This window comes from Fructilactobacillus ixorae (assembly GCF_024029915.1).
Lineage (GTDB): Bacteria > Bacillota > Bacilli > Lactobacillales > Lactobacillaceae > Fructilactobacillus > Fructilactobacillus ixorae.
In genome coordinates this window covers 367148-393071 of sequence record NZ_CP097478.1, presented here as the reverse complement: position 1 = coordinate 393071, position 25924 = coordinate 367148, and the positions used below count along the sequence as shown (strand labels likewise).

At 49.0% G+C, this 25924-nt stretch carries 24 protein-coding genes; 4 read left to right on the top strand and 20 right to left on the bottom strand.

Going from position 1 to position 25924, the window contains the following annotated elements:
* Positions 1-18 precede the first annotated feature (18 nt).
* From uvrB to M8332_RS01825, 12 genes are all read right to left on the bottom strand, one after another.
* A complete protein-coding gene (gene uvrB, locus M8332_RS01880; RefSeq protein WP_252780490.1) occupies positions 19-2025 on the bottom strand; it encodes an excinuclease ABC subunit UvrB in 2007 nt (668 codons plus the stop codon).
* A 157-nt stretch (positions 2026-2182) separates the two neighbouring features.
* On the bottom strand, positions 2183-3112 hold the full coding sequence (trxB, locus tag M8332_RS01875) for a thioredoxin-disulfide reductase (protein WP_252780489.1): 930 nt from the start codon (positions 3110-3112) through the stop codon (positions 2183-2185).
* A gap of 88 nt (positions 3113-3200) precedes the next feature.
* Positions 3201-4217, bottom strand: coding sequence for an NAD(P)H-dependent glycerol-3-phosphate dehydrogenase (locus tag M8332_RS01870; protein WP_252780488.1), 1017 nt, complete (start codon positions 4215-4217; stop codon positions 3201-3203).
* Positions 4218-5048 (bottom strand): prolipoprotein diacylglyceryl transferase, encoded by an 831-nt coding sequence (gene lgt / locus M8332_RS01865; protein ID WP_252780487.1) that lies wholly within the window; start codon positions 5046-5048, stop codon positions 4218-4220.
* A 15-nt stretch (positions 5049-5063) separates the two neighbouring features.
* Positions 5064-6023: an HPr(Ser) kinase/phosphatase gene (hprK, locus tag M8332_RS01860; protein WP_252780486.1), complete on the bottom strand. Its 960-nt coding sequence runs from the start codon at positions 6021-6023 to the stop codon at positions 5064-5066.
* Between the two features lie 15 nt (positions 6024-6038).
* Entirely contained in the window at positions 6039-6377 is a 339-nt protein-coding gene (locus tag M8332_RS01855; protein WP_252780485.1) for a phage holin family protein, read from the bottom strand.
* Positions 6377-7555, bottom strand: a complete 1179-nt coding sequence (locus M8332_RS01850; RefSeq protein ID WP_252780484.1) for a PDZ domain-containing protein — start codon at positions 7553-7555, stop codon at positions 6377-6379. The genes M8332_RS01855 and M8332_RS01850 overlap by 1 nt, the downstream gene beginning before the upstream one ends.
* A gap of 11 nt (positions 7556-7566) precedes the next feature.
* A protein-coding gene (gene prfB, locus M8332_RS01845; RefSeq protein WP_252780483.1) for a peptide chain release factor 2 occupies positions 7567-8680 on the bottom strand; the annotation gives its coding sequence in 2 pieces (ribosomal slippage) (positions 7567-8607 and positions 8609-8680; 1113 coding nt in all).
* Positions 8681-8749: 69 nt separating this feature from the next.
* Positions 8750-11116 (bottom strand): preprotein translocase subunit SecA, encoded by a 2367-nt coding sequence (gene secA, locus M8332_RS01840; protein WP_252780481.1) that lies wholly within the window; start codon positions 11114-11116, stop codon positions 8750-8752.
* Positions 11117-11278: 162 nt separating this feature from the next.
* On the bottom strand, positions 11279-11812 hold the full coding sequence (locus M8332_RS01835) for a ribosome hibernation promotion factor (protein WP_252780480.1): 534 nt from the start codon (positions 11810-11812) through the stop codon (positions 11279-11281).
* A gap of 79 nt (positions 11813-11891) precedes the next feature.
* Positions 11892-12572 carry a ComF family protein gene (locus M8332_RS01830; protein ID WP_252780479.1) on the bottom strand — a complete coding sequence of 227 codons (681 nt, stop codon included), beginning with the start codon at positions 12570-12572 and terminating at the stop codon, positions 11892-11894.
* A complete protein-coding gene (locus tag M8332_RS01825) occupies positions 12565-13887 on the bottom strand; it encodes a helicase-related protein (protein WP_252780478.1) in 1323 nt (440 codons plus the stop codon). The genes M8332_RS01830 and M8332_RS01825 overlap by 8 nt, the downstream gene beginning before the upstream one ends.
* A 39-nt stretch (positions 13888-13926) precedes the next feature.
* Between M8332_RS01825 and M8332_RS01820 the strand changes: the two genes are divergently transcribed.
* From M8332_RS01820 to lrgB, 3 genes are all read left to right on the top strand, one after another.
* Complete coding sequence (locus M8332_RS01820; protein ID WP_252780477.1) at positions 13927-14574, top strand: YigZ family protein; 648 nt, start codon at positions 13927-13929, stop codon at positions 14572-14574.
* A gap of 65 nt (positions 14575-14639) precedes the next feature.
* Positions 14640-15041, top strand: a complete 402-nt coding sequence (locus M8332_RS01815) for a CidA/LrgA family protein (protein WP_252780476.1) — start codon at positions 14640-14642, stop codon at positions 15039-15041.
* Between the two features lie 6 nt (positions 15042-15047).
* Positions 15048-15785 carry an antiholin-like protein LrgB gene (gene lrgB, locus M8332_RS01810; protein ID WP_252780475.1) on the top strand — a complete coding sequence of 246 codons (738 nt, stop codon included), beginning with the start codon at positions 15048-15050 and terminating at the stop codon, positions 15783-15785.
* A 54-nt stretch (positions 15786-15839) separates the two neighbouring features.
* Here the strand turns inward: lrgB and M8332_RS01805 are convergent, their stop codons facing one another.
* From M8332_RS01805 to M8332_RS01790, 4 genes are all read right to left on the bottom strand, one after another.
* Complete coding sequence (locus tag M8332_RS01805) at positions 15840-17678, bottom strand: APC family permease (protein WP_252780474.1); 1839 nt, start codon at positions 17676-17678, stop codon at positions 15840-15842.
* 137 nt (positions 17679-17815) lie between these two features.
* On the bottom strand, positions 17816-19438 hold the full coding sequence (groL, locus tag M8332_RS01800) for a chaperonin GroEL (RefSeq protein WP_252780473.1): 1623 nt from the start codon (positions 19436-19438) through the stop codon (positions 17816-17818).
* Between the two features lie 44 nt (positions 19439-19482).
* Complete coding sequence (gene groES, locus M8332_RS01795) at positions 19483-19767, bottom strand: co-chaperone GroES (protein ID WP_252780472.1); 285 nt, start codon at positions 19765-19767, stop codon at positions 19483-19485.
* Between the two features lie 132 nt (positions 19768-19899).
* Positions 19900-20544 carry a redox-sensing transcriptional repressor Rex gene (locus M8332_RS01790; RefSeq protein WP_252780471.1) on the bottom strand — a complete coding sequence of 215 codons (645 nt, stop codon included), beginning with the start codon at positions 20542-20544 and terminating at the stop codon, positions 19900-19902.
* 207 nt (positions 20545-20751) lie between these two features.
* On the opposite strand from M8332_RS01790, the gene M8332_RS01785 reads away from it, so the two are divergent.
* Positions 20752-22695, top strand: a complete 1944-nt coding sequence (locus M8332_RS01785) for an ABC-F family ATP-binding cassette domain-containing protein (protein ID WP_252780470.1) — start codon at positions 20752-20754, stop codon at positions 22693-22695.
* Between the two features lie 92 nt (positions 22696-22787).
* On the opposite strand, the gene tsaD is transcribed toward M8332_RS01785, so the two are convergent.
* Genes tsaD through M8332_RS01765 form a run of 4 tightly spaced genes read right to left on the bottom strand, consistent with a single transcriptional unit; the run spans position 22788 to position 25921 of the window.
* Positions 22788-23822 (bottom strand): tRNA (adenosine(37)-N6)-threonylcarbamoyltransferase complex transferase subunit TsaD, encoded by a 1035-nt coding sequence (gene tsaD, locus M8332_RS01780; protein WP_252780469.1) that lies wholly within the window; start codon positions 23820-23822, stop codon positions 22788-22790.
* Between the two features lie 26 nt (positions 23823-23848).
* The gene (locus M8332_RS01775) at positions 23849-24448 is read right to left on the bottom strand and encodes a GNAT family N-acetyltransferase (RefSeq protein WP_252780468.1); all 600 of its coding nucleotides are present in this window, start codon (positions 24446-24448) and stop codon (positions 23849-23851) included.
* Positions 24432-25157, bottom strand: a complete 726-nt coding sequence (gene tsaB / locus M8332_RS01770; protein ID WP_252780467.1) for a tRNA (adenosine(37)-N6)-threonylcarbamoyltransferase complex dimerization subunit type 1 TsaB — start codon at positions 25155-25157, stop codon at positions 24432-24434. The genes M8332_RS01775 and tsaB overlap by 17 nt, the downstream gene beginning before the upstream one ends.
* Positions 25154-25921, bottom strand: a complete 768-nt coding sequence (locus M8332_RS01765; protein ID WP_252780466.1) for an acyl-[acyl-carrier-protein] thioesterase — start codon at positions 25919-25921, stop codon at positions 25154-25156. The genes tsaB and M8332_RS01765 overlap by 4 nt, the downstream gene beginning before the upstream one ends.
* Positions 25922-25924 lie beyond the last annotated feature (3 nt).

Genomic DNA, 25924 nt, shown 5'->3' with positions numbered 1-25924 from the left:
AGGCACCTCACTTCTTTTTTAATCCAGTTCTTTTTTCAGTTTTTTAATGGTATCTCGCAGGTTAGCGGCTTGTTCAAAGTCCAACTGGCGCGCCGCGGTTTCCATCTCATCACTTAGATTGTGCAAGACCGCCCGTTGTTCCTTGGTGGTCATTTGCTCAAAGTCGGATTCCACAAACGGCTTTTCCTTATTATAGTGATCAGCTTCCGTTTGCTTATAAGCAGAAATCACCGTTTCAATTGGCTTAATGATGGTGTGGGGCGTCTGGTGGTGCTCCTGATTGTACGCAATCTGCTTCGTCCGGCGCCGTTTGGTCTCATCCATCGCCGCCTGCATCGAGTCGGTGATGTGATCGGCGTACATAATTACGTGTCCGTCTTCGTTCCGGGCAGCCCGACCAATCGTTTGAATTAAAGACCGTTCGTTCCGCAAGAAGCCCTCTTTATCGGCATCCAGGATTGCAACCAGCGAAACCTCTGGAACGTCAATTCCCTCTCGTAACAGGTTAATCCCAATTAAAACGTCAAACTTTCCTAACCGTAAGTCCCGTAAAATTCGGGTCCGTTCGAGGGTTTTAATGTCACTATGCAGGTATTTAACCTTGACCCCCAAATCCTTCAAATAATCGGTCAGGTCTTCCGCCATTTTCTTGGTCAAGGTCGTCACAAAGGTTCGTTGGTTCTTTTTCACCCGGGCGTTAATCTCCCCAAGTAAATCATCCATTTGGTCCTTCGTCGGTCGCACTTCCACCGTCGGATCCAGCAAGCCGGTTGGTCGAATGATCTGTTCCACGACCTGGGTACTGTGTTCTAATTCATAGTCACCTGGAGTGGCTGACATGTAGATCACCTGGTGAATGTGCCGTTCAAACTCATCAAAGTTCAACGGTCGGTTGTCATAGGCACTCGGGAGCCGGAACCCGTAATCAATGAGTTGCTTTTTGCGGGCCCGGTCCCCCTTAAGCATCCCCCGGATTTGTGGCACCGTTTGGTGGGATTCATCAATAAACATCAAGAAATCCTTGGGAAAGAAATCCAAGAGCGTATACGGAGGCTCCCCGGGTTTCCGGCGATCCATGTAACGCGAGTAATTTTCAATCCCGGACGTATAGCCCATTTCGCGCATCATTTCTAAGTCATAGGTAGTCCGTTGTTTCAGCCGTTGGGCTTCCAGTAACTTCCCGCTTTGTTCAAGTTTCTTAACCTGGGTTTCCATGTCGTCTTTGATCTCTGGAAGGGCCACTTGCATAATTTCATCATTCGTTAAAAAGTGGGTCGCCGGGAACAGCGTCACGGTTTCTGGCTCCCCAATCACTGCTCCCGTCAGGGTATTAACTTCGGTAATCTTATCAATTTCGTCACCAAAGAATTCGATTCGGTAGGCATTCTGGGTTCCGGAGGCCGGGAAAACCTCTACCGTATCCCCATGCACCCGAAACCGGCCCCGGTCAAAATCAATGTCGTTGCGTTGAAACTGGATGTTAACCAACTTGCGCAACAAAACATCGCGCTCCATTTCGTCGCCAACCCGCAAGGAAACGGTGTGATTTTGGTATTCTTCTGGATTCCCTAGTCCAAAAATGGAAGAGACGGACGCCACCACAATCACGTCATTTCGTGACAACAGCGCACTCGTGGCCGCGTGGCGTAACTGATCAATCTCGTCATTAATGGAAGCATCCTTTTCAATGTACGTGTCACTCGACGGCACGTATGCTTCCGGTTGATAAAAATCATAGTAACTAACAAAGTATTCAACCGCGTTATGCGGGAAAAATTTTTTCAACTCGTTATAGAGCTGCCCCGCTAACGTTTTGTTGTGCGCCAACACGAGCGTGGGCTTGTTTTGATCCCGAATGATGTTCGCCATGGTGAACGTTTTCCCGGTTCCCGTGGCCCCTAATAGGGTTTGTTCCTTATCACCAGCCGCCACGCCGGCATCAATTTTTTTAATGGCCGTCGGTTGGTCTCCAGTTGGTTGGTAACTGGAGACCAAGTCAAATTGTTTCTGTGTTTTTGTAACCATGTTTGTCCTCTTTTACCTGGTTTTAATTCAGATGGAAAGCGTCCCCAGCGAGCGCAAATAGCAGGTGACAGCACGCTTCAGTCTGTTCCATCTTAGCACACGAACATACTTTCGCCAAATAAAAAAAGAAGCACCGCACAGTCCTTCTTTTCTTCGATTATTTACTTTTAACGGATTCCACGTAGTCAAAGACCGCTTGCCCAGCGACCCCGCCATCACCAACGGCGGTGGTAATCTGGCGCAGGTGCTTTTTCCGAACGTCTCCGACCGCGAAGATTCCAGGGACGGAAGTTTTCATCTGATCGTCGGTCACAATCCAACCCTGCTCATCCGTAATTCCAAGGTGGCTAAAGGCCCCGGTAATCGGTAAAATCCCGACATAGATAAAGATCCCAGCCGTTTGGAATTCACTGGTTGCCCCAGTTTGGTTATTCTTGAGAGCCACGCCGGAAACCTTTTGGTCGTTCCCCAGAATCTCAGTCACATTCGTATTCCAAATAAAGTCAATGTTATCGCGCGCAAAGGCCCGTTCTTGGAGGATTTTTTGGGCCCGGAGCGTGTCCCGGCGGTGAATTACCGTCACTTTTTGGGCTAGGTTAGCCAAGTACGTCGCTTCTTCAATGGCAGAATCACCACCACCGACAACAACAACGGCTTCGTTCTTAAAGAAGGCCCCGTCACAGACGGCACAGTAAGAAACCCCCCGACCGCCGTACTGCTCTTCACCGGGAACTCCTAGCTTCCGGTATTCGGAACCAGAGCCAATGATGACCGCCGGAGCTTCAAACTCATCATCGGCGGTTTTAACCAGTTTCCGGTCTCCATCCACCTGTACGTCTTGAACTTCACCATAGGCATACTCCACCCCAAATTGAGTGCTACTTTCGTACATTTTTTCCGACAGATCCGGACCTAGGATTGATTTAAACCCGGGGTAGTTTTCAATTTCGGCCGTATTATTCATCTGGCCACCGTAGACGCCTCGGTCAAGCATCAGAACTGATAGTTCCGCCCGAGAAGCGTAGAGGGCCGCTGTCATCCCGGCTGGACCGGCCCCAATTACAATTACATCATATTTTTTGGTCATTTTTCCCACCTCGTTTATGGTTCATCATTTGCTAAGCTTAGCATAACATACTTACTTAAAGTTAGTAATAATTTTGCTCATGGACCAATTAGCCGTTTTCAGCCTGTCCTTCGCGTGTCATGAGGTGGTGAATGGCGGTTTCCACCGTTTCTTCTTGGGCTAACACCGCATGAATTGCTTCGGTAATCGGCATCGAAATTCCAGTGGTTTGTGCTAACTCATAGGCCGACTGACTGGTGGCAATCCCTTCTATCACCATGCCCATGTTCGCAACCACGTCCGCGAGCGGCACTCCTTGGCCCAGTTGGTAGCCGGCCCGATAGTTCCGCGAATTCGTACTGGTGGCCGTAACAATCACGTCCCCCATCCCAGATAATCCCGCAAAGGTCAGGGGATTGGCTCCAAAACTAACTCCCAATCGGGAGATTTCAGCCACGCCCCGGGTCATTAACGCTGCCCGGGCGTTGTCACCATAACCAAGGCCAGCTAAGGCTCCAGAAGCGAGCGCAATGATGTTCTTCAAAGCACCCCCGAACTCAACCCCAATCACATCGGAATTAGTATAGACCCGGAAGTAGTCATTCATAAAAAGGTGTTGAAACCGTTGCGCCGCATCAAAATCATCGCTAGCAACCGTGACCAACGTCGGATCGTGCTTGACCACCCCTTCGGCATGGCTTGGACCCGAAATAACCGAGATGCTAGTGCGGTGCTCGGGACTAATCGTCTCCGCCAAAATTTGGGAGACCCGCAGATGCGTTGTGGTTTCTAGCCCCTTGCTCCCGTGAATCAGAGCTGGCTGCTGACCTAGCTTGGCTAAAAGCCGGTCAACTTCCGTAGCCACGGCTCGTGTAGCCTGGGCAGGGACGATGAACAGGAGCTCAGTGGCCCCCGTTAGAACGGTCTCTAAATCAGTCGAAGCGCGAAGGGTTTCTGGAAAGGTGTAATTTTGAATGTAGGCGCAATTCGTGTGCTTTTGATTTAACTCAGCAGCTTGGGTTGCACTGCGCGTCCATAGTTGCACTTCGTGGCCATTTTCATTCAAAATCGCCGCTAACATGCTTCCCCATGAACCGGCACCTAAGACGGCAATTTTTTCTGTCATTTAACTATCTCCTTTAGCGTTAACTACGTCGTACCATGGTAAGTGGGCATCATGGCGCCGCCGATAAATAATCGTGAGCACGGCCCCCACGCAGAGCAGGACTGACAGAACCTGGGAAATCCGCCAGGGACCTAACATCAGACTGTCCGTCCGCATCCCTTCGGTGAAAAATCGACCGTAGGAATACCACATTACGTAGGTTAGAAAAAGCTCGCCCCGCTTAAAGCAATGCGGAGCGTGGCGCATGGTCATTAGTAAGGCAAAGCCCACTAAATCCCACACGGATTCATACAAAAAAGTGGGTTGCCGGTACGCGCCCCCAATCAACATCTGTTGCATCATCCAGGGGGGCAGATGCAGTTGTGCCAGGAAGTGGTGCGTGGTTACCGCTCCATATGCTTCCTGATTCATAAAGTTCCCCCACCGCCCAATTCCTTGGGCCATGATCACCGTGGGGGCAGCAATATCAAAGACCTGCCAGAGGGATAACCGGTGGCGCCGGCAGAACCACCAAATAAAGAGGCCCGCTCCTAACAAGGCGCCGTAGATGGCAATCCCACCATCCCAAATTGCGATGATTTCGTCTGGATGCTTGGCGTAGTAGTCCCAGCGGAAAATGACGTAATACAGCCGGGCCGACATAATGGCTACTGGAATGGCTCCTAAGATGAGATTATAAACGATGTCTTCATTGAGCCTCTGGCGGCGAACCTCCCGCATCGCCAGTCCGACTGCAATTAACACCGCACTAGCGATGATGAGCCCATACCAGCGAACGGTAACCGGTCCGAACTGGAGGGCGACGGGGTTTAAAGCGCCAATTACAAACATGCTGCTTCGTCCTCCCTACTGACCTTCGTCGTGTTGTTGTGGTGACTGGGGCTGGCTGTGATCTTTAATCAAACCATTCAGTTCGTCATCAAACATTTTGGTGGCGTTATACCCCATGGAATTGGCCCGGAAGTTCATGGCGGCGGTTTCAATAATGATTGCCAAGTTCCGACCCGGCTTAACTGGAATGTCTAACTGTTTAACTTCCACATCAAAAATTTGTTGGTGGGCATTTCCCGTTCCTAAGCGATCATACTTCTTGCCCTTTTCCCACACATCAAGGTGAATGATGAGATCAATCCGGGTTTCCGACCGGACTGCTCCCGTTCCAAAGAGGGTCATCACATCAATGATTCCAATGCCCCGAATCTCTAGGAGATGACTTAGAATTTGGGGGGCTTGCCCGATTAATTCCTGTTCGTCTTGTTGGTGCACTTCGACCCGGTCATCGGCAATCAACCGGTGTCCGCGTTTGACCAGTTCGAGTGCCGTTTCGCTCTTCCCGATGCCTGAGTCTCCGGTGATTAACACTCCCACCCCGTAGACCTCCACCAGCACCCCGTGAATTGATTGCCGGGGCGCGAGTTTTTCTTCGAGATAGTCGGTCATGTTACTTAAGACCCGCGAGGTGTTGAGCTTGGACTCCAAAATCGGAATGTGGGTAGCCTTCGCTGCCTTCACCAGTTCAATTGGGGGTTCAATGTCAGTGGAAACGACGAAGGCCGGCGTATCCGGTTGGCACATCTTCGTCATGTACTCCTGCAATTCTGCCTCCTCGAGGTGCTTAGCAAAGGAGGTTTCCGTAATTCCCAGTAATTGAATTCGTTCCGACGGATAGTACGCAAAGTACCCGGTTAGTTCCAACCCCGGTCGTGAAATGTCACTCGTGGTAATCGGCCGATCTAAATCAGTTGCCCCCGAAAATACACTTAAATGCGTGTTATCAACTAGTTCTTTGACACTCACACTTCTCATGGAAATCCTCCTCGGCTACACGTTTGGCGTAATAAAGTAGTTACAAATTGACATTAACAACGAAATGACCACCACCATTCCAAATGACGAAAAGCTCATCATTGGTCCAACTAAAAAGGCGGTTAGTTCCAAGATTAACGCATTTAAAACCAGGTTAAATAACCCGAAGGTCAAAATGTTAATCGGTAAAAATAACAGCGACAATACCGGCTTAATTAAAACCTGTAACAACGTTAAAACCGCAGCGGCCCCGAGGGCAACTTCCCAGCTACTAATGTAAAAAGAAGCCGAAAAAATGGTTGAAAACGCCACTAATAAAATGAAGTTGATGAGCCAACGACTAAGGACTCTCATTAATTTCCTCCTGTTTCTGAACTGGGAAAGGTCACAATCCCAATTTCGTGGGGCGTGCCCGCGTAAATGGCCGAATCCGTGAGTTCTAACTGCCCATCCTGATGCTTTACCTTCAGATGGCAAAACGTGGGACTACTTTGCAGGGCTTGATACAGTTGCGTTTCGTTGCGAACCGGCTGTCCATTAACTTCCAAAATCAAATCCCCAGCTTGCAGCTGCATTTTGCTAGCGGGGGTGTTGGGTTTCACAGCTAGAATGCGAATCCCATCGACCGCTTGTTCAACTTGCTGGTTGGAAGCGCGCTTGTCGACCCGGTGGTAGTGATACAGCACTAATCCGTAAGCCAAGAGAATTACAACAATCGCTACGACTTCAAACCAGAGGTTCTTCCATAAGAAAGCATCGATGGTCAACCCTAAACTTAACCAGGCTAACCAGCCCGTGGCATTCGCCATTCGTTTTAAGATGGTCGCCGACATGTCACTGCTGAATTTAAACCGGTAGCCGATTAAAAAAGGCACCACTAGGATTGTTACCTTGCTCCCAAATAACCGAAAGACCGGCCAGAAGGGACTATTAGCAACAAATAATTGTCCGGGAACCAAAAAGACTAGGGGAAACACGGTAAACTTACTAAACAGATACGAGGCAACCCGATTTCCCCGGATGTTTTTCTTTAGAATCGGCGACGTCACCGAGTTCCGGTTAAACTTCAAGAAGAGATACTGGAGCACCAGCATCACCGTTAACAGCTCCAAGAAGTTCATTCCAACCGGCATGGTGTTCTGCAGGGTTAACCGAAAGTCCCCGTCTAACACGTGCAGATAAAAATTGTTCCCAAAGAGCAGGATCAATAACATCGAAACGCCCATTCCGGCAAAGGGAATCATGAAACCAGGAATAATCAGCATGAGCGCAATCAAAACTTCGTATACAAAGATCCAGGCGTAGGAAACTTCAATTCCAAAGGCAAATGAGAGTAAGGAACCCACGATTCCCAGCCCTAGGGTTGCCACCAAAAACGTCTGGAACTCACTGTGTTTGGGGTTAATGGCGGTGTCATACAAGCTGCGTTCCCGTTTGACCCGCACGTGGTGATCAATCAGCGTTCGCACAATTCCCAGCCAAAAGGCCGGCATGATGAAGAAAAATAAAATGTTAAATTCTAACTGTTGCATAATTGCCATCCTTATTCGTTATTCTGTTGCAACTTCCACTGCAAGTAATCACTAATAAATGGATTCAAATCACCATCCATTACGGCCTTCCCGTTTGCGGTTTCGTGGCCCGTCCGGTGATCCTTAACCATTGTATACGGATGAAAAACGTAAGAGCGAATTTGCGAGCCCCAGCCAATCTCTAACTGGGTGCCTGCCAGTTTAGCTTTTTCTTCCGCCTTCTTTTGTTCTTCGCGTTCGTACAACTTTGATTTTAACATATTCAACGCCGTAACTCGGTTCTGAAGTTGAGATCGTTGTGCCTGACTGGCCGTGACAATTCCAGTTGGCAAGTGGGTGATTCGAACCGCGGAGGACGTTTTATTAATGTGCTGTCCCCCGGCTCCACTGGAACGAAAGACATCAACCCGGAGGTCATCCGGATTAATGTTAACCTCCACGCTGTCATCGAGTTCCGGCATCACGTCCACCGAAGCAAACGACGTGTGGCGCCGTCCAGCCGAATCAAACGGTGATAACCGGACTAGCCGGTGAATCCCCTTTTCTGCTTGTAAGTAACCGTAGGCATTTTCTCCGCGCACGGTCAACGTCACACTACTGAGTCCAGCTACTTCACCCGGTTGATAATCATCCACCTCCACTTGAAAGTGGTTTTGTTCCGCCCAGCGGGTATACATCCGCAGGAGCATCTCCGCCCAGTCCTCGGCTTCGGTGCCCCCGGCTCCGGGATGAATTTCCACAAGCGCGTTGTTGTGATCGTATTTCCCGTTCAAAAGCAGGTTTAACTGGTAGTTTGCGAGGTCTTGTTCCGTCTGGGCCAGGTCCTGTTCAAAGGCTTGGTGTAACTCCGGATCATCTGCCTCCGTCAACAACTCGAGACTAACCGCTAGATTCTCCGCTGCTTCCTGTAAGTCGCAAAAGCGATCGTACTTTTGTTTCAAGTGGTTGGTCGTTTCAATCACCGCTTTAGCCGCCGATTGGTCATCCCAAAAACCCGGTTGAGCCATTTTTGCCTCGTTAATACTAATGTCTTCGTTCAACTGATCGAGGTCAAAGAGACCTCCCAAAGTTACTAATGGCGTCGTTGATGTTCGCCACTTTGGCTTTTGCTACACTTAATTCCATCTAAATCTACTCCTTGCTTGCATCGGCTTTGATTCGAAAAAACGAAGAACCGCAGTCCTTCGCTTTTAGTTATCTTTGAATGTTTTGTCGAATTTCTGCTTTCATAAAGAGTCGGGTAACGTCATAGTCAATGTCCGCAACCATTTCTTCAAACATCCGGAACCCTTCCCGTTGGTATTCAACGAGGGGGTTTAATTGACCGTAACCACGAAGCCCAATCGCTTCTCGTAGTTGGTCCATAGCATCAATGTGATTTGTCCAGTGGTCATCGACCACCCGTAAAATAACCACCTTTTCAAATTCCAGTAACTGACTCGGATCTGGAAATTGTTGAGCTTTTTCGTCGTAGGCATTGCGGGCCAACTGGGTCAAGTAATCCTTGATTTCCGTTGCGCTCTTCCCTTCTAAGTCGTCAATACTAATTTCATTGGGACTTACCAGACAACTAGCGGCAAAATCAACAATCGTATCCAAATGCCAATCCTTGGGGTCCCCTTGGGTATGCAGGGAAACAATCCGGTCAATCGTGCGTTCGACCATTGGCATAATCACCCACCGCAGGGACTGATCTTCTTCAATTACCCGGTTGCGTTCGCCGTAAATCACGTCTCGTTGTTCTGACATCACGTTGTCATACTTCAACACGTTTTTTCGCGAATCGTAGTTATTTCCTTCAACCCGCTTTTGGGCAGATTCGACCTGTTTGGTAATCATCCGACTTCTGATGACGGCATCGTCGTCTTCCACTTTGAGGGTGTTTAGGACGTTCTTGATTCGTTCCGAACCAAACCGCCGCATCAAATCATCTTCCAGTGACAGATAGAACTGGGAGTAACCTGGGTCTCCTTGCCGGCCGGCCCGGCCCCGCAGTTGATTATCAATGCGCCGCGATTCATGCCGTTCGGTCCCGATGACGGCAAGTCCACCAACGCCAACGACCCCAGGTCCAAGTTTAATATCGGTTCCCCGGCCGGCCATGTTAGTGGCAATCGTAACGGCGCCTTTTTGCCCGGCATTCGCCACAATGTCTGCTTCCTTAGCGTGGTTTTTGGCATTCAAGACCACGTGGGGAACGTGTTCTTGGTCTAAGCGGTTGGAGAGGTATTCAGAAGTTTCCACTGCCACGGTTCCCAATAGGATCGGTTGTCCCCGTTTGTGGAGCGCTTTAACCTTCGCAATCACCGCATCAAACTTAGATTGGAGGGTGGGATATAACACATCTGATTCGTCAACCCGGACCACCGGCTTGTTGGTCGGAATGCTAACCACGTTCATGTTATAAATTTCCCGGAATTCTTCTTGTTCGGTCTTGGCCGTTCCCGTCATCCCGGCTAACTTACTATACCGCCGGAAAAGGTTTTGGTAAGTGATGTTGGCCATCGTCTTACTTTCCTCTTGGATGGTCACGCCTTCCTTCGCTTCTAGGGCTTGGTGTAGTCCATCCGAGAACCGCCGACCTTCCATAATCCGCCCGGTAAAGGAGTCCACGATGAGCACTTCGTCGTCCTTCACCACGTAATCCTTATCCCGTTCCATGACGTAGTTAGCCCGTAAGGCCTGGTCAATGTGGTGGGTCAAGGCCGTGTTATCAGTGTCATAAATGTTCTTTAAGTTGAAGAATTGATCGGCCTTTTGGATCCCCAGTTCGGTTAACGAAACCGTCTTGGTTTCCAAATCAACCTTGAAATCATCCTTTGCCGTCAGAGTTTTGGCAAAGCGATCGGCCTGGCGATACAGTTCGTTGGCCCCCTGGGCTTGTCCAGAAATAATCAACGGCGTCCGCGCCTCATCAATTAGAATTGAATCTACTTCATCAACTAACGCAAAGTTTAAGGGGCGTTGCACCCGGTCTTCTTTGTAAACCACCATGTTATCGCGCAGATAGTCAAAGCCAATTTCACTGTTAGTGGAGTACGTAATGTCAGCGTTATAGGCAGCCCGTTTTTCCTCTGGATTCTTTTCAGCGGTATTCACCCCGACCGAGAGTCCTAACCAGTTATATAATTCTCCCATCTGTTCTGCATCCCGGGCCGACAGATACTCGTTAACCGTCACCACGTGGACCCCTTTGCCTGATAAAGCATTCAGGTAAACCGGCATCGTAGCCGTCAGGGTTTTTCCTTCCCCGGTTTTCATTTCAGCAATGTTTCCTTCATGGAGCACAATCCCCCCCATGATTTGTACCCGGAACGGGGTCATACCTAAGACCCGGCGGGCCCCCTCCCGGACGACTGCAAAGGCTTCGGGCAGTAAATCATCTAAACTAGCCCCTTGTTGGTAGCGTTCCTTGAATTCGGGGGTTTTGGCCTGTAAGTCGGCATCACTCAGGTTGCGATATTCTTCTGAATAAGCGCTCACTTGGTCGGCAAGCTGGCCCAGTTGTTTGATGCGCCGCTTATCGCTTTCGACCCATTTTTTTAATACGTTCGTTGCCATGCTTTAAATCTCCTCATTGTTTCCATTTGAATTTCTTGTCACCGGTTGTCTACATACTTTTAATTTTAACATTTTCCCACTTTAATTAAAATCAGTTTAATTATGCTTAGAAAAGAAAAGCTCCCAAAAATAAGTTTTTGAGAGCTCTTCGATTACCAAACATTAACTTTCCGTTGTAATCTGACCGTAGTGACCATCGTTACGCCGGTAAATGATGTTAATCGTTTCATTATTAATGTCTTTGTATACGTAAAAATCATGATTCAGTAAGTTCATTTGTAAAATCGCAGTTTCTGAATCCAGCTGCTTTAACGGGATTCGTTTTTTCCGAACCACATCAAGGGTGACCGCCGGCGTCTCCTCCGGCTTAAATAGCGGCGTGTGACCCACTTGTTCGGCATGGTGGTTAACGTTCGTACGGTAGCGCTTGATTTGTGCCATGATTTGCTCAACCGCATTTGCAACGCTCGTCTTGAGCTGGTTGCTAGTTGCCTCTCCGCGAAGTAATAAAAACGGAAAGATAATCGTAATTTCAGCCTTAATCAGTTGATCCGGATATCCAACTAAATTAACGTGTGCTACCGCATCGACACCCTCTGCTAGTTCCGCATTAAGCTGTTCGACCTGCTGCTCAATTGTTTGCCGTACCTCAGGGGTAACATCGACGTCATCGCCACGAACATTAAATGATAACATAATCCGGATCTCCTTTTTGCTTGCCACTATTTCACACTCAACCTTTATTATAGTTAATATTCACTCAAATAACAATTAATTACCGGGCCAATGTCACACTGCGAACTCCCTGCACCCCTGCTGCCAAAAGCAACCGCTGGGCTTGGTGTAGAGTTTGTCCCGTTGTATACACGTCATCGACCAAGCAAACTCGGGTCCCCGGGAGTTGTGCTGCGGTGCTCGGATTAAGCGCAAATGGTTGCCAGCCCACTAATCGTTGTTGGCGAGTTTGTTGATGTTGGCTCACCAATTTCGGCTTTGCCATGAGCGCGGAGACGAACGCAACGTCCGTTAACCATCCAGTTACCTGATTAAACTTCCGCACCGCTAGCTGCGTGGGAGCTAGTGGAATCGGAACGATTAATTCCTGTTCCCTTTGACATACCTGTACAACCGCGGCCTTCACCAAGGAACGCAGCGCATAATCGCCCTGAAATTTATACCGCTCCAGGTAGGTTTGCATTAAGCCGTGATACGGATACAACGCCTGGTTTACTAACGGCACTGCCATCCTTTGGTTCCACCACTGACATTCCGAGCACCGACTCGTCGTGGCTTGAAACCGACCACATTGCGGACACTGGGGCCCAGTTGGTCGTGCAAACAGGCGAACACACTTCGCACATAAATCCGGAACTTGATATGGTCTAAAACTAAGCAAAAACGCAATTGGTAACTGCTGCTGTAGTGGTTGCGCACACCACAAACACTGCTCACGCATGGGATTGCGCTCGCCGATTCATCTGGGCAATTTGGTGCCTAGCTTGAATGACATTGGTGGTGTAGGCCGCCACAATGCAATCCACGGTCCCCGTTGGACGAGTAGCTTTCCGCCCAACTCGGCCTGCCATTTGCACGAGTGAGGGCACCGAAAAGACTCGGTCATCGCCTCCTAAAATAATCACGTCAATCCCAGGAAAGGTCACGCCCCGTTCCAAAATGGTCGTAGTCACTAAAAACAAAACCTCCCGTTGCCGCATTTTATTCACCTTAGCAAGCCGCGCTTCATCGCCTGCGTACACGGTTTCCCACTGTCCTCGGTCTTGAAACCGCTTCGTGAGGTAGGCATCGATCACCGCCAGATCGCGAATCCGGGGCACAAACAGCAAAAAGGGTTGCTGGGCCTGCATCTTCTGTTGCACCAGCCGCTTTAAGACCCCCGGTAAGCAGCCCCGTTCCAGCTGGTGGCGCCAGCGGTAAGCCAATCGCCACCGCAGTTGGGGTAACGGGAAGCCGTGGAACCGACGCGGTAAGTAGGCAATGCGGCCCCGATACTCCCGTTGTAACCGGCGACTGGGCGTTGCCGTCATTAATAGTAACGCGCCCTGTGATTTCACCGCACGCTGGGTGGCCATCGCCAAGGTCGGATTACCGGCATAGGGAAACGCATCCACTTCGTCCAAGATTAACACATCGAACGCGGCCTGAAAGCGCAGTAACTGGTGGGTCGTACAGATGGTTAGTTGCTGATACGAGTATGGTGTTTGCTGTTGCCCATGCAAGAGCACCATGGAAATGGTGGGAAATGCCGCCTGGTAGCGCGGAAAGAGTTCTAAACAAACGTCAACCCGGGGCGATGCAATTGCAACCCGTAGTCCCTGCTCCAGTGCCCAGGCAAGCCCGACAAACGAAATCTCGGTTTTACCAGCCCCCGTCACCGCCCACAATAACTGGGATTGGTGGGTTTGAAAGCCCTGCTGAATCTGGGCTGCACAGCTTTGTTGGCCGGGGGTTAACTTGCCAGCCCAGGCTAACACCGGGGGCTTTTCAACTTGAAACGCATTTGGTTCCGCCCTAGTCGCTAGCGCCATGGAACTGTCGAGCCGACCGAGGTTAATACAGTTCCGACAGTAATAGTCCCCGGTCGGCAACCGACTGACTGACTTTTCACAATCATTGTGGCATCGGTTACAATGAATAACAGTGGATAATACCTGCAACGCGGGAGTTAGTTTAATCCTAGCCTCACTGGCCCATTCCCGCTGTTGCTCGGCAGTCACGGGTACTAATCGACCCGCCAAATCAAGCTCATTCATAACTTCACCTCTACCAGAGATACGGAAAGGAGCCTTCTTATGACACAACCATTTTTAACCATCACCCACGCAGGCACCCATACCCTAGAAATTAAAAAATCTAAGTTTATTGCTAACGTTGCCCGCGTTCAGAGCGAGGCAGCAGCCGCGCACTTTCTAACCCGCATCCAAACGGAGCACAAAAAAGCCACCCACAATTGCTTTGCTTACCTCCTTGGGGCAGACGACCACGTGCAACGGGAAAGTGATAACGGTGAACCCCGCGGAACGGCAGGAGTTCCCATTTTAGAGGTCCTTAAGCAGGAACACCTCCATGACGTTGCCGTCGTCGTGACCCGTTACTTTGGGGGCATTAAGCTTGGCGCTGGGGGGCTGATTCGGGCTTACAGTAACGCCACGTCCCAAGTCATTGCGGCCGTCGGAATCGTCGCCATCGTCCAGCACGAATGCTTGCAAATTAGCGTGAGTTACAAAAACTATGATCAATTAACCTATTTTTTAAATACCCATCACCTTGAAATTCAAAACGTGGATTTTCAAACGGAGGTGACCGTCACCACTTCGGTCGCCCAGGATCAATTGGAACCCCTCCAAACAGCTTTAACTAACTACCTGGCAGGCAATGTCACCATCCACAGCGCGGGACCGCAATTCGTCGAACAACCCGTGAAACGACCGCAAGCCTAATTGCGTTTCACGGGGGCTTTGGTATAATGGTAGTGAAACAAATCACAATTGAAGGGAGTTTTTTCATGTCATCTAAAGATGCACAACCAGCGGCCACCATTTTAGTGCAAATGGGGATTTATGCCGTGATTTTATTTGTTTCCTACTTAATTTCGGCCCTGTTTCCCGCAAATTTCCCGGTTCCAGCACCGGTCATCGGGTTAATCCTACTGTATCTCCTCCTTACTTTCCGCCTGATCAAACCTGTTCACGTGGAAAAGGTCGGTAACTTCTTGATTAGCATCTTGGCCTTTCTCTTTGTTCCCTCTGGGATTCAACTGGCAGCCGACCTGAACATCATGAGGCATTCGGGACTCCAAATGATCGTCATGATTATCATCTCAACGGTCGTCATGCTAGTTTCGGTGGCCCTCGTAGCCACAGCCCTCATCTGGCTGCGCCAGCGCCTCTTTCCCGGAAAGGAGTAGTTACATATGCAAGCTGAATTATTAAAATTCTTGGGGACGCCGATGTTTGGAATCGCTCTCTCGCTCGTCGTCTATCTAATCGGAACGGTGCTGTTTAAAAAGACCAAGGGCTTTTTCCTCTTCCAACCGCTCTTTGTCAGCATGGTGCTAGGCGTGTTCTTGCTCTGGTTACTGGCCAAGGTAACTAATCTCGACGTCGTCTGGGTTTACAAAAACCTTTACAAGCCAGGTGGTGACATCATCTTCTGGTTCTTGTATCCCGCTACGATTGCCTTTGCCATCCCCCTGTTCAAACGCAATGACATTGTGAAGAAGTACTGGATAGAAATCATCCTGGCCTTGGTGATTGGGCTGACCATTTCAGTCGTCATCATGTACTTTGTCTCAAAGCTCCTCGGGCTTAACAACGCTGGGATTGCTTCCATGCTCCCGCAGGCGGCTACCACGGCCGTGGCGATGCCAATTGCCGCTGGGATTCACGGCATTCCTGCCGTAACCGCGATGTCCTGCATTTTGAACGCCGTCATCATTTACGCCATTGGGGACTGGTTAATTAAAATTTTCCACCTCAAAAATCCAATCGGTGTGGGGCTAGGCCTGGGAACAGCCGGGCACACGTTAGGATCGGCGAAGGCTCTCCAACTGGGTGAAGTGCAGGGTTCCATGGCTGCCATTTCGGTAGTCATTATCTCAATCGTGGTGGACATTGTTGTGCCCCTCTTTGCTAACCTGGTTCACCTATAAATTAATCATATAAAAAACCGTTCGGCGAACCGAACGGTTTTTTTGTGGGGCTTTTTAATTACTTAAGTGATAGTTATAGGTTGAGACAATGATGTTTTGCCGCGAATTAAGCGCTGCTCGAAGCCGCAGTCCCGTTTGGTTATGCAGGACTTGTTGCCAATGGTGCCGAGGCACAAATTGCGGGACAAGCACCGTTGTAGAGTAGTTAATCTCATCATCCTTACGGGCAATTACGTCACAGAACCGGAGCACCGGATCGTTGAGGGAACGGTATGAAGTGTGAATGTTAACAAACCGAATGTCTGGATATTCATGCTTAAACTGGTCCTCAATTTTCTTTTCACTCTCCGGATCAGAATTAAAGGAGACGTGGACGGCAACCACCTGGTTCGCAATCGAAGTGGCATAGCTAATCGCCTGACGGGTAACTTGCGTCACGTTTCCTACCAACACAATCACCGTTGAGCCATCGTACTTGCGAATCTGGGCCGCAGCATCCTTGTTATCAATCCGCAACTGACGGGCCACTTGTTGATAGTGGTTGTGAATCCGATAAAACATGTACAAAATCAACGGCATGATGATCAGGTACGGCCAAACGTCCCTAAAGCGGAGGGCAAACAGGATGACTACCAGCATCAAGGACATCCCAGCTCCAATTAGGTTAATGAACATCTTACCCGGCCAGAAACCTTCTTTATGATGGAACCAGTGCACAATCATCCCTGACTGTGACAGGGTGAATGGAACAAACACCCCGACGGCATATAGTGGAATCAACAGATTGGTCTTCCCGTTGAAAATCAAAATCAACGTGATGGCTCCAATCGCCAATGAAATAATCCCGTTAGAATAACCGAGCCGATCCCCTTTATCCAGGTAGGCGTGCGGTAAATACTTATCCTTCGCCATGTTGTAGGCCAGGATTGGAAAGGCCGAGAATCCCGTGTTAGCAGCAACCGCTAGAATTAGAGCCGTCGCAAGTTGCAACATATAATAGAAGAACCCGTGGCCAAAGACACCGCTCCCGATTTGGGACAACACGGTATCCTTAACGTTGGGAATAATGCCCATGTAGTAACTTAAGCAGGTGATGGAACCAAAGAAAATCGCCAAAATAATGGCCATCAATGCCAACGTATTCGCCGCATTTTTCCGACTAGGCTGCTTAAAATTAGGAACGGCGTTACTGATGGCTTCCACTCCAGTCAAGGATGCTGATCCGGCTGAAAGGGCTTTAAAGAAGAGCAGCAATGTCATGCCCTTCACCGAAGCATTCAGCGGAGCAGCCGCGTGGTACGCAATTTTGCCGGTCAGAATGTTATAGCCACCGATGATGATCATCAAAATAATCATTAGGATAAAGAAGTACACCGGGATGACCAGAAACGCGGCTGAATCACGCATTCCCCGTAGGTTCAAAACCATGATAAATAGAACGATTAGCACCGCAATCGGCACCTGATAGTGATAGAGACTCGGGATGGCAGAGGTAATGGCTTCCGTTCCAGAGGTGGTCGAAACCGCCACGGTTAACATGTAGTCAACCAGCAGAGAGCCTCCGGCAACTAGACCAGCGCCTTCCCCCCAGTTAGTGCGTGCAACCACGTACGCCCCCCCACCAGAGGGATAAGCATAGATGATTTGACGATACGACAGGGTAATAGCTGCTAGTAACACTAACACTAGCAACGCAACCCACATTTGATACATGAGGGCGGCGGTCGATAACGTAATCAAGACTACCGTAATTTGTTCCGTCCCGTAGGCCACTGAGGATAAGGCATCTGACGACAAGAGCGCCAAGCCCTTAAATTTCGTCAGGGATTGCCCGGCTTCATCAGTACTTTTCAGTGGTCGGCCAATAATTAAACGCTTTAAATATCGCCACATGAAACTTTACTCCTATATCTTGAATTTGCTTCCTAGCATTTTAATACACCTGCTACTATACTCCGACTCCCAGCTCGCGACAACAGCAAAAGGGAAGTTTACTTACGTAAACTTCCCTTTTAATTTGGTAATTTAAATTACATCATTCCAGGCATTCCTTGCGGCATTCCTGGGTTGTCGTTACTGTCTTCTTTTTGTTCTTCAGCAACTACGGCTTCCGTCGTAAGTAACAATGAAGAAACTGAAGCAGCGTTTTGTAAGGCTGACCGGCTAACCTTGGTTGGGTCCACAACTCCGGCGGCAATCATGTCTTCATACTTGCCATCAGCAGCGTTGTAACCAACTCCTGGTTTTTCTTGTTTCAAGTGGTCAACGATTACAGCGCCATCCACTCCGGCGTTTTCAGCAATTTGCTTAACTGGAGCTTCCAGAGCCCGACGCACAATGTCAACTCCCGTTTGTTCGTCGCCATCGGCATCAACGGCAGCGACATCAGCTAGAATGTTGATGAAGGAAGTGCCTCCACCAGGAACGAACCCTTCTTCAACAGCAGCCCGGGTAGCATTCAAAGCGTCTTCAATCCGGTACTTGCGTTCTTTTAATTCCGTTTCGGTTGCAGCTCCAACTTTGATAACGGCTACTCCACCAGCTAACTTAGCTAACCGTTCTTGTAACTTATCCTTATCAAATTCAGAGTTAGTCGTTGAAATTTGACCCTTAATTTCAGCAACTCGCTTAGCAATGGCTTCTTTGTCACCCTTGCCTTCTACGATGGTTGTCTTATCCTTCGTAACGTTTACTTTATTAGCTTGACCAAGTTGATCAACGGTCGTATCTTTCAAGTCAAAGCCTAAGTCATCACTAATGACAGTTGCGCCCGTCAACGTGGCGATGTCTTGTAATTGGGCTTTCCGCCGGTCACCAAAGCCAGGGGCTTTCACGGCAACCACGTTAAACGTTCCTCGCATCTTGTTCAAGACCAAGGTTGGCAATACTTCACCACCAATGTCATCGGCGATGATTAACAGTGCTCGACCTTGTTCAACGACTGATTGTAAGAGGGGCATGATGTCTTGCATGTTGCTAATCTTTTTGTCAGTAATTAAGATGTATGGATTATCGAGATCGGCTTCCATCTTTTCTTGATCAGTAACCATGTATTGGGACATGTAACCACGATCAAATTCCATTCCTTCAACCACGTCCAAGCTGGTTTCCACTCCCTTGGAGTCTTCGATGGTAATTACCCCATCGTTACCAACCTTTTCCATGGCTTCCGCAATCAAACTTCCAACTTCTTTACTAGCGGAAGAAATGGAGGCAATTTGAGCAATGTCGTCTTTGTTTTCAACCTTGTGACTCATCTTCCGTAAACTGTCCACAGCGGCGTGAGTTGCTTTTTCAATTCCCCGCCGTACACCAACCGGGTTAGCACCGGCCGTGACGTTCTTCATGCCTTCTTTGACAATTGCTTGGGTCAAAACAGTTGCAGTAGTGGTTCCGTCCCCAGCAACATCGTTCGTCTTAGAAGCTACTTCAGAAACTAACTTAGCTCCCATGTTTTCAAAGTGGTCTGGTAAACTAATTGCCTTGGCAATCGTTACCCCATCGTTAGTAATGGTTGGATCGCCAGCCGTTTCTTCTAAAACCACGTTACGACCCTTGGGCCCCATTGTCGTTTTAACTGTATCAGCTAATTTATCAACACCTTTGAGCATTGCGCTCCGTGCGTCATCTGAAAATTTAAGCTCTTTAGCCATTTTAATCACCTCATGTTGATTTTATTTGTGTTCCGTTGTTACGCTTATTTTACGATTGCTAAGAGGTCATTTTCGTGCATGACCAAGTACTCTTGACCTGCATAGTTAACCTTGGTGCCGGCGTATTTATCAAACATCACGTTGTCGCCTTCCTGAACTACTGGAGCGACCCGTTCGCCACTGTCAAGCACCCGTCCGGCTCCAACAGCAATGACCTTGCCTTGGGTTGGTTTTTCCTTCGCGTTGTCTGCGAGGACAATCCCCCCCACTGTTTCTTCTGGTTGATCTTCTACTTCGATAATAACCCGATCTCCAATTGGTTGTAACATCTTAATCCCTCCAATAAAGTAACTTTTTAGCACTCAAACTCATCAAGTGCTAATTACATTATTAATATAATCCCCCTGCTATAAAAATGCAAGAATTTAGTTTCAAAAAAAGAGTTACTGCATCAGTAACTCCTATTCCTCGGTTGTGTCATCATAGTGATCAATAAAGTAAATGAGGGTTTGCAATTCGTTGGTCAAATCCACGTTGTGCACCCGAATGTCATCAGGAACATCCAAGCGCCGAGACGTAAAGTTTAAAATCCCCTTTACCCCGGCTTCCGAAACTTGATCAGCAACGTCTTGGGCCACCTTCGCCGGAACGGTTAGAATCGCCACACTGATTTGTTGATCCCGGAGCTGGTTAATCATTTGATCCATCGGGTAAATGGGTACACCCCCCTGAATCGTATTTACGTTCTTTGGATTCACATCGAACGCCGCGGAAATCCGAATGTTGCTATCCTGATGGAAATTAAAGTTCAACAGGGCGTGACCAAGATTCCCGACTCCCACTAGAGCTACGTTGGTCAGCCGGTCTTGGTGGAGGATGTTCTTGAAAAACTCTAATAGGTTGTCAACGTCATACCCGTAACCTCGTTTCCCAAGGGCCCCAAAGTAGGAAAAATCCCGACGAATGGTCGCTGAATCCACGTGAATGGCATCAGCTAGTTCAGTCGATGAGACCCGTGTTTTGCCCCCGTCATGTAAAATGTTTAAATAGCGATAATAGAGCGGCAGGCGCTTTGCAGTTGCACGGGGAATTTTCACTTCTGCCATTAGCTAGTTTCCTCCTTAAAATTAGTCGTACCTTCACTTTTACCATTCTACCACAAACTAAAAGTTTGTGAATTTTTTGGTTAGTACTAGCCAACTTCCGCGAACCACAAATCCGGGTTTTCCCCATTCCAGTCTACCCTACCGGTGCAAACTAGCCGGCCTAATCACGACTAAAAATATGATAAGATGACGACAGGAGGAATCACCATGATTATCTTACAGGCACAACACCTGACCAAACGATTTAATGGCGTGGCAATCTTTGAGGATCTTAATTTAACCCTTAATGACCACAGTCATCTCGGGTTAGTCGGCCAAAACGGCGCAGGAAAATCAACCCTGTTAAAAATGTTGGTTGAGCCCCAAACGATTAGCTCTGGGACCGTAACCACTAAGCAAAACTTATCGATTGGCTACCTACCCCAAAATACAGGGCTTCATTCCGACCGAACGATTCAAGCCGAGTTAGAGCTGCCGTTTCAAGGCTTACAGGAAATGGAAGCCAAGCTCCATCAACTCGAAGACCAGATGAGTCAGCCGGCCGTGAACCAGGATCCGGCCCAACTAGCCGCCGTTTCCAAAACTTACGACCAGTTGCAAGCCGACTTTACGCGAAACAACGGCTACGGCTACCACGCTGAGATTCGGACCATTATGAGTGCGTTTGGCTTTAGCCCCGCCGACCAAGCTCGCCCCATCAGTGAACTATCGGGTGGCCAGCAGACCCGCGTAGCATTAGCTAAACTGCTACTCGAAAAGCCCGACCTGCTCTTACTGGATGAACCGACCAATCACATTGATATGGAGACGACGGCCTGGTTAGAAAACTTTTTAAAGTCCTACGCCGGGGCGTTTCTAATTATTTCTCACGATCGTTATTTTCTCGATCAGACGGTAACGGGCATTTATGAATTAGACCACGGCCGGTTAACCGACTACGCCGGAAATTACAGTTTCTTTGTAACCGAAAAGGAACACCAGTTGGCTCTGGCTGCTAAGAAATACGAAAAACAGCAACACCAAATTAAAAAAGATGAGGAGTTTATCCAGAAAAACCTGGTGCGGGCCTCCACTACCAAACGGGCCCAGTCACGGCAAAAACAACTCGCCAAGCTCGACCGGGTGGAAAAACCCAGTCGGCAACGGGCCACCGCTCGCTTTCACTTTCAACCCGCTCGCAAAAGTGGGGAGGTCGTCTTAGACGTCGAAAACCTCGGGATTGGCTACCACCAAGAGCTGAGTTACCCAATTAACCTGCACTTAAAACGGCAACAACGTGTTGCCATCTTTGGTCCCAACGGGGTGGGAAAATCAACCTTACTAAAAACAATTGTGGGGGAGCTGCCCCCACTTCAGGGTACGATTCGCTTTGGAACCGGAGTCCAGATCGGCTATTACGACCAGCAACAGGCTCGCCTGCATCCCGAAAAGGACGTGCTCCACGAACTCTGGGATGATTACCCGACCACTCCCGAAGGTGACATCCGCTCCATCCTCGGGAGCTTTCTCTTCAGTGGTGCAGCAGTGGAAAAACGAGTTGCCAATCTTTCAGGGGGCGAACGGGCCCGCCTATTATTAACCAAATTATCTATGGAACAGGATAACTTTTTAGTCCTAGATGAACCAACTAACCATCTCGACGTCGATAGCATTAACGTCTTAGAAAAAGCCCTCCTGGACTTTCAGGGAACAATTCTGTTTGTTTCTCACGATCGGTATTTCATCAACAAGTTGGCTACCCACATCGTTGAACTGAGCGCCACGGGCTCAGCTACCTATATGGGTAACTACGATTATTACCGGGCTAAAAAAGCGGAGGAAGCAGAAATTGCGGCGCATGAACAGCCACAGCAACCCGTTTCCACTGTCCCTGTTTCCGACCAAAAGCAGCAATTTCAACGTCAAAAGGACATCCAACGACAGCAACGAAAGTTAGCCCGCACCATTCAGGATCTAGAAACCCAACTGGGTCACCTCGAAACGCAAATCCAAAGCGTCCAAACGGCCATGACCAAACCAGAAAATTATCAGGATGCTACAAAGAGCAGTGAACTGCAAACCCAGTTAAACGAACTGCAAGCTACCCAACAAACGGTTGAATCCCAGTGGGAAGCGGCAAGCTTAGACCTAGAAGCCTTAGATGAACCATAAAAAATCCCGTCCCAGCACGGTCATGTTGGGACGGGATTTTTAGTTACTACTAATTAAAAAAACTTGTTATCAGCGGCTAAATTGGCTTTCGATTAGTGCGGAGCAGCTGCTTCCCACTCAAATTCCAGCCCGGGCTCAGCATTCAAACTCATATCCGCGTGAGCACCATGGCGTTGCAACATGGCGCCGGCCGCTCCAATCATCGCGGCGTTATCGCCACACAGCTTGCGCGGAGCCATCACAAAGGGAACTCCCTTGGCAGTAACCGCTGCCTGGAGTGCCGCCCGCAACCCCTGGTTTGCAGCTACCCCACCGGCTAAGATAAATTCCTGGGCCGGATACTGTGCCAACGCTTCAGTGGTCTTTGTGACCAACACGTCGATTACCGCGGCTTGAAAACTAGCGGCCAAATCCTGTTTATTCAACGAGGTGCCAACCTGGTCCGCGTGGTGAACCGTATTAATAAACGCACTTTTTAACCCACTAAAACTAAAGTCAAGGTTATCTTCTTTGATCATGGCACGGGGAAACTGGAAGGTTTCGTGACCAGCGTGCGCCCACTGGTCCACGGTCGGCCCGGCGGGGTAATTAATCCCCAACACGCGCCCAATTTTATCATAAGTCTCTCCAGCGGCATCATCACGGGTTTCCCCAATGATTTTAAACTCACCCTCAGCCGGCATCCAAACCAATTCCGTATGCCCGCCAGACACAACCAGCGCTAGCGCGGGGAAGTGCACCGGCTGCACAAAGTTAGTCGCGTAAATGTGACCCGCAAGGTGATTCACCGGAATGAGGGGGAGTTGGTGCGCCCAGGCAACAGCCTTTGCTGCCGTAATGCCGACTAATAATGAACCAACCAGCCCGGGTCCGGATGTAATTGCTACTCCGGTTAGGTCCGTGTACGTGACGTGAGCTTCATCCAGGGCTTGTTGCAAACAAATCGTAATTTGTTCAATGTGATGCCGACTGGCCACTTCGGGAACGACCCCACCAAACCGTTGGTGACTCTTAATCTGGGTTGCCACCACGTTACTTAAAATCTCGTTACCATCCTTAATAACTGCCACACTAGTTTCGTCACAACTAGTTTCAAAGGCGAGGATTAAACTCGGTTGTGCTTCCATGTTTTCACCGCTTCTGTCGTTCTAATTTAACGTCCAAAATTGTTGGCCGCTAAGTAGTTTCGTTTATCTAAATGCAACCGGTAGTCAACGGCGGCTTCGCCATCGTCAAAGTAATCCGGTTTCTCATCCACCTTGACAAACCCCAGGTCCTGAACCAAGCTCTGGGATTTTTCGTTACTTTTTCGGCACGTAAAAATCACACAGTGCAGGCCCATTTCTCGCGCTCGTTCAATGATGGTCGTCGTCAAAAAGTAGCCTAATCCCCGCTTTTGAAACTGCGGTAAAATGGCCAGGTTTTCAATGTGACAGCAGGTTTGCTGGCGCGAAATCATAATGCAGATGAAGCCAACTAACTCATCGTCATGCCGCAAAATCAGATAAAACCGATTATCACGGTTCTTCAACCCCGCCTGAAACCGTTTGGGACTCCACTTCACCTGCTTCCCGTAAGCTTCCCGGTCAACCTTAATTAGGTCCGGCAAGTCGGTCATTGACCCCTTCCCGAGAAAATACTTCATCCCACAAATTTCCACAATCCGATTTTTAAAATCAAGGGCCTCGTCAATCCGATTCGCTTGTTTGTCATTAATGTTTTTACGATACCACTCTTTAAACTTGTTCAACATAGCCTGTCGATCCCTCTCCTGGGTGCTTGCGCTGCCATTCTGCCTCTGCCTGGGTCATCCGTAGGTAGTTCGGAACCACCTGGTCGACGGCTGAAACGGGCGTTTGTCGTTCCCCGAACATGGCCAATTGACTTGCCTGAGGCAAATTGTTAATGCCCGCTACCGTTCGTACTGGGACGTTCAGTTGCTCCTGAAACTGGGTCAAAAACTTTGGAACGTCTGAACCCACTAGGGTCAGCGGTTCAGTAAACTGCTGGAGTTGTTGTAGCCAATCAGCTAACGCTACGTGTTGCTCTGGCACAACCAGTTTTGGCCCCGTCGGACTCGTCCGGTAGACGGCCGTGAACAAAATCTCGTTCCGGGCATCAAACAGGGGTACGACCAGGTGCTGTTCCGCCGTGACGTTGAGCACCAAGGTTTGTAGGCTAGACACGGTCACCAATTCAATGCCGAGGGTGGTCGCAAGCACCTTCCCAATCGTCACGGCTACCCGTAACCCCGTATAGGATCCTGGTCCATTGGCAATCACAACCCGCTCTAAATTCGCCGGAGTTAACTTAGCTAGTTTAACCAAGCGCTCCACAATTTCCATTGCATAGGCCGCGTGTTTTCGTTGAGTTGTAATGGTCGTGGTCGCAAGCACCCGATCACCGTCAACGACCGCGACGGTTAACGGTTGATTCGAAGTGTCAATTGCTAAAGTCTTCATTCCTCCGCCTTCTTTGGTGTAATCTTTGTCCATTTAATCTGCGCGGTAGCACGAATCTGGTCGCCCACGGTAATCTGGTGGATGGTAACCGGAGTTCGGTCCGCCGTTAACAATTGGGCTTGACTCGTAACCTGATCGCCGTACCGGACCTCATCGACATACTTAATGCTAAATTCAGTTGGCAGGTAGTCCCGCAAAAATTCAAAGGGTAACGTGTTCGTCATCCAGCCCACGTAGTGCGTGTTACTAACGTGACCGTTAAAATCAATGTCACTAAATAACACCGGATACGTCATTTCCCACTCTGCCGGACCAATCAGTCCAGGAATTTTGGTCAGACGCGGTAACCGTTTCACGTGTTCACTACCAAACGGTTTCGTCATGGCTTCGTTAATTTTAACCATTTTTCGGGTCTTCAAATCCATCATCACCCACAGGCTATTAACATCCACCAGTAAATGGTCCGCGTGGTCATAAATGCGGTACACCCGTTTCGCAAAGTAATTCGTGTGGGCCGTCGCCTGGGTTTCAATGCGGACCCGTTCGTTCGCCTTCGGTAAGCGGTTAATGTGTAGATCTTGTTGCACGACAATCCACGTCACCCCCGTCTCCTGAACGTCATCAATTCCAACGGACAGGCCGACAGATTCATCCTCTGAAACCTGAATAAAGCTATCAATTAAAAATTGCAACGTCACTTTCCCGTGAATTCCCGTTTGAAAGTTCGCAATCTTGTAGTTCTCTGAAAAAATGGAAGCTGACATGAC